Annotated in this window: 10 protein-coding genes; 4 read left to right on the top strand and 6 right to left on the bottom strand. The window is 47.0% G+C overall.

Annotated features, from left to right (window positions below; all coding sequences use genetic code 11):
- On the top strand, window positions 1-274 hold a 274-nt coding region (locus QUB10_RS33015; RefSeq protein ID WP_333207327.1), incomplete at its 5' end, for a hypothetical protein.
- Window positions 275-754: 480 nt separating this feature from the next.
- On the opposite strand, the gene QUB10_RS33010 is transcribed toward QUB10_RS33015, so the two are convergent.
- Window positions 755-2,692: a serine/threonine-protein kinase gene (locus QUB10_RS33010; protein WP_333207326.1), complete on the bottom strand. Its 1,938-nt coding sequence runs from the start codon at window positions 2,690-2,692 to the stop codon at window positions 755-757.
- A gap of 502 nt (window positions 2,693-3,194) precedes the next feature.
- Between QUB10_RS33010 and QUB10_RS33005 the strand changes: the two genes are divergently transcribed.
- Window positions 3,195-3,677: a 2Fe-2S iron-sulfur cluster-binding protein gene (locus QUB10_RS33005; protein WP_333146247.1), complete on the top strand. Its 483-nt coding sequence runs from the start codon at window positions 3,195-3,197 to the stop codon at window positions 3,675-3,677.
- 38 nt (window positions 3,678-3,715) lie between these two features.
- A complete protein-coding gene (locus tag QUB10_RS33000; protein WP_333146245.1) occupies window positions 3,716-4,186 on the top strand; it encodes a phycobilisome protein in 471 nt (156 codons plus the stop codon).
- Window positions 4,187-4,203: 17 nt separating this feature from the next.
- Here the strand turns inward: QUB10_RS33000 and QUB10_RS32995 are convergent, their stop codons facing one another.
- From QUB10_RS32995 to QUB10_RS32975, 5 genes are all read right to left on the bottom strand, one after another.
- Window positions 4,204-5,370 (bottom strand): pentapeptide repeat-containing protein, encoded by a 1,167-nt coding sequence (locus tag QUB10_RS32995; RefSeq protein WP_333207325.1) that lies wholly within the window; start codon window positions 5,368-5,370, stop codon window positions 4,204-4,206.
- A gap of 242 nt (window positions 5,371-5,612) precedes the next feature.
- Complete coding sequence (locus tag QUB10_RS32990; RefSeq protein WP_333207324.1) at window positions 5,613-6,275, bottom strand: V4R domain-containing protein; 663 nt, start codon at window positions 6,273-6,275, stop codon at window positions 5,613-5,615.
- Between the two features lie 57 nt (window positions 6,276-6,332).
- The gene (locus QUB10_RS32985) at window positions 6,333-6,803 is read right to left on the bottom strand and encodes a phycobilisome protein (protein ID WP_333207323.1); all 471 of its coding nucleotides are present in this window, start codon (window positions 6,801-6,803) and stop codon (window positions 6,333-6,335) included.
- A 173-nt stretch (window positions 6,804-6,976) separates the two neighbouring features.
- Complete coding sequence (locus tag QUB10_RS32980; protein WP_006635916.1) at window positions 6,977-7,243, bottom strand: hypothetical protein; 267 nt, start codon at window positions 7,241-7,243, stop codon at window positions 6,977-6,979.
- 94 nt (window positions 7,244-7,337) lie between these two features.
- Window positions 7,338-8,039: a V4R domain-containing protein gene (locus tag QUB10_RS32975; protein ID WP_333157607.1), complete on the bottom strand. Its 702-nt coding sequence runs from the start codon at window positions 8,037-8,039 to the stop codon at window positions 7,338-7,340.
- Between the two features lie 282 nt (window positions 8,040-8,321).
- On the opposite strand from QUB10_RS32975, the gene QUB10_RS32970 reads away from it, so the two are divergent.
- On the top strand, window positions 8,322-10,157 hold the full coding sequence (locus QUB10_RS32970) for a peptidase C14 (protein WP_333207322.1): 1,836 nt from the start codon (window positions 8,322-8,324) through the stop codon (window positions 10,155-10,157).
- Window positions 10,158-10,617 lie beyond the last annotated feature (460 nt).

Genomic DNA, 10,617 nt, shown 5'->3' with positions numbered 1-10,617 from the left:
TTACGTCAAGTTCTTTCTACTCAGCACAAATGCTGGTTTTTTTCCCTTGACTTTTTTCTCGTTGTTTGCGATATTGAATATCAGCGATGCTTTTACTCTCTATCTTGATTTTTTTGACGAGGTTAATAGTGCTTTAAGCTTTCAAACTATTCTTTTTTCTAGGTTCAGTTTTTTACCTTTAGTTCGCGGTTGTTTGAACCGCTTCCCTTCTGGCGCTTTATTAATGTATCAACTCTCCCCAGAGTTGTCAAGCGTTTTGCGAAAATATTTTTGACTTTTTTTTGAACCTATACACATCAAGGGTTTCGGCACTTGTGACCTGCTCCGGTATCCCCTGGCTGACTCCTCTTTTAACTATGGGGTCTTTTTTTGGGCCCAAATACGGCTTTGGGGCGGACTATTTCCCGCGCATGGGTATAAGGACTCAGTGGTTCAACATGATGGGGCTTACTTGGAGTAGAGGTTAGGCAAAGTTAGAGTGTAAGGGGTGAGGCTGGATCACAGGGTGAGGATGACAGAAGCAGGCTGGTGCATGAGTCATATATATATGTAAGTGGTGTCTGCATTTCTGGGACTTTACTGAGGGAGGTTTGGGTCTCAGATTGAGCCGATCGCCCTTAACCATTCCTCTGATTCAAAATCCAGAAGCTGACACGACACGGTACTCTAACCCCGATCGAACTCCCAGGAATCGATCGCCCGCAAATACACTATCCTGAACTACACCCCCAAACTCCTTCAGTTACCCCAGTTATCAGCCCTTGATGAGCGAGCGCGAGTTGGTCTCCTCAACATCTACATCTAAAAAGTGCAAGTGACTCTCTTCCTCAGTATTGACAGCAATCACCAAACCTCTATTCCCCCAAGGAGCGATCGCCCGGGGTGAGGCGGGGCTGCTAAAATTCCCTACTTGAATCCCTTGACTGTTTAACACTTCTATCTGCCCCTCAACATCTGCCAACACCCATCCCCAATTAGCCACACAAGCAGACACGGGCAAACTTTCCAGGGGAATTCGCGCTACCTTGAGCGGCCACAATTTCATCAACAGCACAGCCGCTTTACCACCTTGGGGAATTCCCAGCAAAGTATAAGGCTCAGGTGTCAACAGCATCTGTCCCACGCTGGCAGACAACCGCACAGAACCCACCGGCGTGCCGCGGCGAGTGTAAACTCTAAAAATAGTTTGAGGATTTTTTGGTTCGTTGTCAGGCCAAACTGCTAAGACGTGTCGCCGATCCAAAAACATTAATTCTGGTAAATAGTGTTCTGGTAACGGCACAGTAGCGATCGGCTTCAGGGCTTTTTTCTGATCGCCCGCCGTGCTGTTTCCAGCTAAAGAATAAAAACGCAGTTCGCCGGGAACCGCTACTGTCAACCAGTTGCCGCGAGAGTCTACAGCAGCTTTTAAAGAATCTGGCCCTTGCCTCAAACCCATATCCAGTAAACACTGAGGCTCCCAAGATCGCTCATTGAGCCAGTAAAGTTTTTGGGGAGTGAGAACGCAGCAGCCGTTGGAAACAGGTAAAATGCCGCGCACGATTTCCGCCATTAATGAAATCGAAGTAGACATTTCTCCTGTAACTAGCTGTTTTCCCGGCTGAGACCAAACCTTGACCTCTGTACCTACAGCAGCATAGAGATAGGTTTCAGTGGCAATTAAAGCGGTCAACGGTGCAGGAAGTATCAGTGGCTTGGGCTGCGAAAGCGAATAGCGCACAGTCCGAAGTAAATTAATAGCCGACTGTGAAGCTTTTTCCTCTTCAACTTCTAGCAAAGACTCAGTTTCCGACTTCAGACCTTTATCACCACTGGTTGTGGGATTTTCCCAGGGAATAATGCAGTCGCCCAATTGTCTGACAGCAGGGTCGTACATGATCAGCCGCAGAGCTTGAGCCATTTGGGAAGCACTGGCAAAACGGCGGGCTGGCAGCTTTTCTAAAGATTTTTTGACTATTGCTTGCAAAGGTTCGGGGATGGCGTCGGGAAATTGCAAGCGTTGATTCAGGTGCGCCCACCTCAAATCTCCGGGGGTTCCCCCGAAAGGGCGGTAGCCCATTAGCAATTCAAACAGCAGAATTCCTACTGCATATATATCTGACATCGGCGAAAAGAGACCGTAAAACCGCTCAGGGGCCATGTAAGCGGGGGAACCTACGGTAGCGTCGGGAGAAATTTCTTGGTGGAGGCGAGTGGTACCTATTTCTGGCAGCCGACGCGCGATGCCAAAGTCAGACAGCCGGGGCGACCAACCTTTTGCTCCTAAAGTTAGGAGGATATTTTCGGGTTTGATGTCGCAGTGAACTACGCCTCGGCGGTGGGCGTAGTCTAAGCCGGCTAAAACTTCCATGACGAGCTGCAAACCTTCGAGCAGACGCAAGGGGCGCTCTTGTTTGAGCAGGTTGCGGAGGGTTCCTCCCTCGCAGTAGTCCATAACCAAGTACCGGCCTGTAGCTGTGTGTTCTAGAGCTCGGCAGGTAACAATGTTCGGGTGCTGCAAGGTGATCAGAAACCACAGTTCTCGCAAGAATTCGCTAGTTGGGGCTTTTTGATGACTAAGTTCTTTGAGAGCAACCAGTTGGCTGGTGAGGCGGGAGTCCTGGGCGGGAGCTTCTCGAACGCTGGCACAAAAGACTCGACCAAATTGTCCTTGTCCGACTAGCCCTAAAATGCGGTACTTAGAATGTTGCATCGGTCTAATTATAGAAAAAGCTTGAGCTAGTATTAAAATATGTAAATAATTCTGACAAAAATTCAACTTTTTGAATCGCTCGCCAGGTACAGCCTATGTTATCTCAGGTTCATTCTCAGCCTCCTTGAGAGCGATCGCACAGTCGCACCTACTAAAATCCTTGAGCTTCGGAATCACTATCAATCTTGCCGGATGCCGGTACCCGATCGGGAACTACCTGTGGCTGCTATTTTAGTCGATCGCGACTATTACAGTTTTTTCAATGCCATGCAGAAAGTCTCTAAGGTTTTAGCTTTTAAAGGCTAAGCTGGGGAATCGGGGCCAGGGAACAGCGATATGACCAAAACAGAAGTGCGGTTATGCCATAGGGGTTAGAGAGCCAGAAGCCGATGCTGTCGTCAAGGCATCTTAACCTTTTTGAGTGTTAGCCAAATTTTTTTGCGCTTTGAATAAGTTGATCGTAACTTGCTAAATACTGAACTTGACAGGAGCAAACATCAATATGGTTAAAATTATTAAACTAGATCCAATTGCGGAGGAAATAGCAGTCGAAACCCGATCGAATATCCTATCTGCCTTACTTTCCAAAGACTTAGACGTTCTCAAGGAATGCGGGGGGCGGGGAATGTGCGCTACCTGCCATGTTTACATTAAAGAAGGCATGGAAGGCTTGTCGGACATGAACCGCCGCGAGAAAAGGACGTTGGAAGTCATTACAACGGCTAAAGCCAATTCGCGACTTGCTTGTCAGGCTCAAATTATGGGCGAGGGTGTGGTTGTAGAGTTGCCTGCGGGGATGTACATTAATGCTATTGAAAATGTCGAAGCTCTGATCGGCCGCCGGGCCCAGCAAGATTTATTACACCCAATTACGGGTCAAGTAGTTGTAGAATCAGGAAAGTTAATTACTCGTTCTATCGTTACACAGCTTAATGAAACCCGCTTTCAAGTAGGACAGTATTTAGTTCGGACTAAACAAGCTTAAAACTGATATGTTTGTATTTTAGTAGTAGAGAAAAATCTATGTTGAGCCAACTTGCGCGTTTGAGCATGGAAGCAGACGGACGCTACGCCAGTGCAGAAGAACTCCAATTTTTGAAAGACTACTTTCAGTCTTTGAATCACCGGATGAGTGCTTATAAAAAAATTCAAGCATCTGAAACAGAAATTATGCGGCAAGTGGAAGCACAAATGCTGTCTCTAGACCCTAGTTTATTTCGGCGGGGGGGTAACGATATGACTGAAAAGTGCCGTGGAGATATTGTGCGGGTGTTGAGGCATTCGGCGGCCGCACTGTTGATTAATGATACGGAACGATTGCGCGATCGGCTACTACTTTGGTTGCAAACTATTTTAGGCGCTGTTCAAGTTAGAAATAGTGCGACCGTGACTTACGATGTGATGAAAAAGGTTCTCAAACAATATCTCACAGTGGAAGAAAGGAACCTATTTTTTCCAATTCTGGACATCAACCGCACTTTACTAGGCAAATAATCAAGGGGGTTGACAAGTTAACGCCGATAAACTGTGCCGTTAGGAAGAGTGGCTCCAATCAACTTCGCTCCCGTCAAATCCGCCTCAGTGAGAATGGCTCCCCGGAGGTTGGCTCCTGTCAAGTCAGCTTTCTGCAAGTTGGCTTTACTCAGGTTAGCTTTGGTCAAGTTAATTTCATGCAGGCAAGAATTAGACAGGTCAGCATTGATCAGGTAGGCTAGACTCAGGTTGGCTTTGCTGAGGTTGGCTCCGCTCAAGTTAGCTTCCATCAGATAAGCACCGCTTAAGTTGGCTTCATTCAACAATGCCTCTGCCATATTAATTCCAGTTAAAAGTTTGCGGCTCAAGTCTACACCGCTGAGGTCGGCTCCGCTGAGGTTAATACCGCTTAAGTGGCTGCCATTCAAAGTAATGTTTCTCAGATAGGTTTTGCTGAGGTCTGCTTTGCACATATTGGCTCTATCCAAGCAAGCTTCGCTAAGGTCTGATCCGATCAAGCACGCGCCGTTTAAATAGGCTTGAGTGAGGTTAGCTCGCCTGAGATTAGCTTTCAACAGGTTGGCTTTGCTGAGGTTAGCACGGGTTAAGTTGGCTCCGGCTAGGTTGGCTTTGGATAATTCGGCTCCGGTGAGCTGTGCTTCGGTCAAGTCTGCCTCTTTGAGACTCGCTAGACTTAAGTAAGCATCTTTGAAGTTTGCTCCGTTGAGATTGGATTTAATCAGATAGGCTTTACTGAGATTGGCCTGAGTCAGAACGGCTTTGGTGAGGTTAGCGGCGCTCATATCTGCACCTATGAGATTAGCATTGGGAAGAATTGCTCCGGTCAGGTTTGCCCAATTCAGATGAGATCCGGCTAGGTTGGCGCCGCTGAGATTGGCTCCGATGAGATTGGCTCCACTCAGACTGGCTGCCATGAGGTTGGCGCCGGTGAGATTGGCTCCGCTGAGGTCAGCTTTGCTGAGATTGGCTCGGCTCAGATGGGCTTTGGTGAGGTCTGCCCCGCTGAGGTTAGCACCGATTAAGTAGGGTCGTTGCTGGTGTTGGTTGAGGTTTGCCAAAATTAGAGTTGGGGCATCGCTGGAACGGTATAAATCGATCGGACTCAACACAATGCCGCGCAGATTTGCCAGTCTAAAATCTCTTTCGCCGGCTGCATATCGAGTTAGAAGTTCATTGGCGTCCATTAAGTTCTAGCAAAATATTTGAGGTTTTGATTGCTTTTAAATTTTATGAGTTTCTAGAGTAAGTTATGAAGTTTTTAGCTGCTAGTTATCATCAGGTTTTATTTGAATTGCTAAAACCTTATTTTTTAACTAACGAGCTTTTTTATAATTTAACTCACAGTTTTGATAATACGGTCGATAATATGGCTGGCAAAAAATCGATTTGACAGCTATTAGCAACAAAGTAATAGCTGTCAAATAAGTCATTTTTTTTGAAAAAGTTGACTGAGAATAGCTTCATGGTCTTTTCCTTCTTCGACCATAGAATCAGCAGGTTGGAGGCGATCGCGCAGCCCTAAAATAAAGCGGTTGCAGTCCGAACCCAATGATTCGCAGGATGTTTGCAGGCAGTGAAGTTCTCGACCCGTAAGCTGACTAAAGAAAGAACTTAAAATACCTGCTTCTAGAAAACAGGCTGGTCGCTTAGACTTGGGGGCTGTTTTAGCAAAAAGAGAGTTAGCAATTTTTACTATTAAAAATCCATGTTCTGAATAGCTGGGGTCAAGATCAAATGTTCCCCATCCATGAGTTTTCCAACACTGCTGTAAGGACTGAATAAATTCTACCATTTCCATTTCAGAAACTGGCTGACCGTAGTATTCGCTGACTTCTTCGCAAAAACGCACGTAGAAGTTTTTACCCCACCAGCGACCGCAGTTGAAAAGCACGAGGCGGGAGGCTTGACCTGTTTCTTGTTCTAAGCCGATATAAATGGCTTGAATCAGTGTTTCTGGGAGCGCTAGGAGCCGATCGCCCCGGCGGTTTTCGAGGAGGCCGAGTTCGAGGTCGCCTCGGACGTAGGCATCGCTGGCAAAGTAGTTTCCAGGGAGTCGGGGCTGTTTGAGTAAGTCGGCAATATTAATCATCGGGAATTGGGAATTGGGAATTGGGAATCGGGAATTGGAAATTGGGAAGAAAGCTGATTATTTATTACCTTGGTCAATAATAATTGACTGTGCTTGGTCGAAAAATGGTTGCAATATAGCCCGGGCTTGCTCGGAAAGCAATTCTTTTAAACGAGTTTGCAGCAGATTGCAAACAGTTGCTTCTATTTTTTGAGTTTGGTGGGCTTCGACTATGCCGGAAAGCCAGTCTACAAGGCGCTGTTCGAGAAAGTTTTGATCGTTGAGCAGCATAGCCATAGCACAGTACCGCAAGACTAAAACCCAGTGTTTGAGCGATCGTTCTAAGGTTTCTTGTTTTTCGTCGGGGAATGTTTCTTGTAGTTTGGTAGCTACTGGTTGGAAGATGCTTGCTTCCTTCTCTCGCAAAAATTCGTAAATTTTTAAGCGCTGGACAAGGGTTACAGCTTGACGCTTAAAAGCTATGAGTTCTTCGCCTTTTAAAAAGCGGTTTTCTGCCTGATCCAGCAGCGCCTCAATCTCAGGGTGCATGATTTTAATTAAGTGGTAATCGGTAATTGATAAAAGGAAGTCAGTTGGCATTTTGCAAGTGGTAGTTCTTTATTAGGAGTTTTCCTACTTCCCAATAATAAATAATAAAGTTACCAGTTGCAGTGCGGAATTCCTAATATTAACGCAGGGTCATTTTCCATTCCCTACACAGATTAAAACAGGTCGAAGAGGTCATCAATGGTGACTTCTGCTTGTTCAGAAATAGAAATTACTGGCAAGGGTGGCGGTAGGGGGAGGGCACCTACTTCCGGAATTCCTTCCCAAGAAATAGCTTGAAAAAAGTCTGCGACTGGCTGGGTTAAACTCAGAAGTTGACCGGGGGTAGAGCCAGTTGGGGTTTCTAAAGATTTTCCCAGCCAATTATAGTGACCAAAGAATTCTTGGACAGATTGGCCCAACCATGAAGTTTGACTTTTCATCTTTCTTCCTGCCTGGAGAAGTCCACCATCGCACTTTCGATCGCGAAATTGGTGGGAGGAAAGGCAGGGCAGGGGATGTGCCTTTCCAGGTTGTTTACCGCAATATTTCACCGTGTTGCAGTCGATTTTGAATATCGCGGGCGTTGGCACCTTCGTTGAGCCAGAATGCTGCTGCATCAATTTTATCTGGGTTGCCAAGCAGGAACTTGCAATAGGTTTCTCCCATTGAGTAACATTGGAGTTCTATGCAGCTCAGAGGCTTTTTGACTAAAGAGCCGAAGAAACCGGCGAACAAACCGGCGTATAGGTGACAAACCGGTTTGCCTACGTCTCCCAATGTGCGAGCAACTGCTGAGTCAAAGAGGTTGATGAAGATGCAGCCGTGTTTGCGATCGCTCATGTCAACTTCCCAGCGACCCCAACCTTGAGCCGTGAAAGGCCACCACCAAGTTTCTAGCAGAAACATGAGATTTGACTGGCGAATGTTTTGGTCGAATTCGGCACTAAACCATTTTTGAAAAAATTCAGAATCTTGGAGTCCCCACTGGCAACCAATAGTATACATGATGACAGAGGACGCGGGGCCTACTTCTTCTTCGAGCCCCTCCACCAAACCGATAATGAAGTCTTCGCTGGTAAAAATGTTGCGCGACTCATTCCAGTCGTCAATTGTACCCATCTGGCGATCGAAGGCAAAAAAATCTTGAAACCTATAGTGGCTGTGAGTTTTAGGATGCTTTTGCTTCAGGAGCGATTCGCTGTGGGGGGAGATTTCTTTTTTGGCGGTAGAGACCATGGGCGGGTTATTCCTTTTTGGTGTAGTTTGGTGAAAATTAGAGTCAAATAGACGGGCCTATGTATCCAATTTAACTTTATTTTTCTAAAGGCAGGCACAGGGGAGAATTTTGTACGACCATATAAAAATTAAAAATTCTAGGATGCTAAATTTGGGGGCTTGTTGGGAGTTCGGCCTTCGGACAACTGCTCTGTGAGTGCTGGCGAAAGTGGGTATAACCTTAAACGGGTATGTGTTATCGTTTTGTGCAAGCTGTCCACTATATATATAGGGCATATGGGGATGAAAAATCACGCTTGTATTGCAATAGGCATCAATCAATATCAGTTACTCCAGCCTTTGAGTTACGCCCAAGAGGATGCAGAGGCTCTGTACGGTTTTTTGACTGAGGAGGCGGGTTTTGCGCCGGATGGATGTCTGCTGATGACCGATAGCTCGCCGTCGCTGTGGGGTCAATCTACATATCCAAATCGGGAAAATATTCTGAGATTGACCCAAACCCTCTGCGCCGAACATGTGCAACAGGGAGATTTACTCTGGTGTTTTTTTAGCGGCTATGGTGTTAGCTATGAAGGTAAGGATTATTTGATGCCGGTTGACGGCAATCCGGCTGACATTCAGGGTACGGGGATTCCGGTAGAGTTGCTGTTGAATACTCTGAAAAACGCTCCTACGGAAACGGTGTTGGTGCTGGTTGATATGAACCGCAGCCAGATTGTGAAAGCGGGGGAAACGATCGGCTCTCAAACGGCCGAGCTGGCGCGGGAACTGGAAATTCCGACGGTGCTTTCTTGCCGCGCGAATCAAGTTTCGCGGGAAACTTCGGCTTTGCGTCAGGGGTTTTTTACGACGGCGCTTTTGGAGGGGCTGCGATCGGGACAGTGCATGACGATTAAGGGTTTAGACCGTTTTTTGAGCGATCGACTGCCGGAGCTGTGTGACCACCATTTGCGTCCGAAACAAGAACCTTTGATGGTGGTGAATCCTCCAGGAAAGGCTAATTTGGTGATTTTGCCGGATGCTTCAGGGGTACCAACTGCTGCGTTGGCCGGACGCAACGGCAATATGATGGTTGGTACGGCTGATGGGTTCGATCGCCCGCAAATGGCGACGGCTACGGCTCGAATGGATCTGCCTCCGGCAGTTCGCAATGCTCAGGATTCGCCGGTTGAGATGCCGCCTGTGTCGCAGCCAAATGCTGTGGCCCCTGCCGATCGGGGGGGCGATCGACCGAACTTGCAAAAGCCGGAGGATGAGCATAACGGGGGGTCGGATAAGTCATTTTTGCAGCAGCTAGTTTTGTGGAGTTCAGCTACGGCTTTGGTGCTGCTGTTGGGTGTGTTTGTGACGAACAAATCAATTTTTATTGGTCAGCAGGAAGGAGATCCTCGCTCGCCTGCTAAAAATGCCCAAAACTCTGGATCTCAACAATTGACTGGTACTGGGGGGTCACAGAACCAGCCGCGGGCGGTGCAAGCAGGGAGTGGAACCAAGCAGCCACCATCCAGCCAGCAGGTGTGGGCTGAGGCGAAAACTTTCCTCAAGGATGGTTCGGCTTCTAGTTTTAATAAAGCAGTGGTTAAGGCTCGAACGATTCCGCCTAGCGATCCGCTCTACCCGCAGGCTCAGCAGGATATTGAGCGCTGGAGTTTGACAATTTTGGATATAGCTAACGGGCGGGCTGCTCGAGGCGATTTCCAGGGGGCGATCGGGGCGGCTAAATTGATGCCTGATGTCAATGGGCCTGTTTACAATCAGTCGAAACAGGCGATCGCTCAGTGGGAGGAGCTATCCAAAGACCAAGATGTAAATGCTGCTTTGCTATCGGCTGCTAAGGGTCAAATTAAGCGGGGTGTTGCCTCTTCTTACAGTAAAGGCATCCAGCAAGCTAATAAAATTGAACCGGGTCAGCCGAAGTATGAAGAAGCTCAGCAGTTGATTGGAGGGTGGAGCGAAACTATTCTCAAAATTGCTCAGTTGCGCGGATCTCAAGGAAAGCTGAAAGAGGCAGTTGAAGCTGCTTCGCTGGTGCCGTCGGGTACTAAGAGTTATCAGCAGGCTCAGAAGGATATCGCCAATTGGAAAACTAAGCTCCAACGCCAGCAGAAAAAAGGTTGATTTAGTTGATAATTTCTCGGTTTCCCACCGGGAAATTATCTTAGCGACTGACCAAGATGGGTCGTTCGCTCGATCGATACCTCTTCATACTGCAAAAAAAGACCTACATCTCGATAATTTAAAACCAATAATTTTATTGACCATTGCCCCTCCCCAGCTTCTGCGCGAGGGGATTTTATATGCTGCCTGGTTGGTTGGTTTTTGTAGAGTGAAAGATATCGTATGAGCGGGTTAATTAGGGTTGCATAATAGTGGGATGATTTTGATTCTTTTTGTGGAGGGGCCCATGAGACCGAAGGCGTGTATTTTCAAAGCCTGCGGTACGCCTAACCCTACTCACTACAATAATCCTCAAATTGTGCAACGCCGATTCATTAATATCTTTGGTAGTAATAAATATGTAGTGAAGTTTAATTACAGTAATTGAATACATAGGATAATTTTATAAATAACACAATCA

This window comes from Microcoleus sp. B5-D4 (assembly GCF_036705145.1).
Taxonomy (GTDB): Bacteria; Cyanobacteriota; Cyanobacteriia; order Cyanobacteriales; family Microcoleaceae; genus Microcoleus.
Note: the sequence above shows the minus strand (reverse complement) of the source record. Positions and strands in the feature narration are given on the sequence as shown.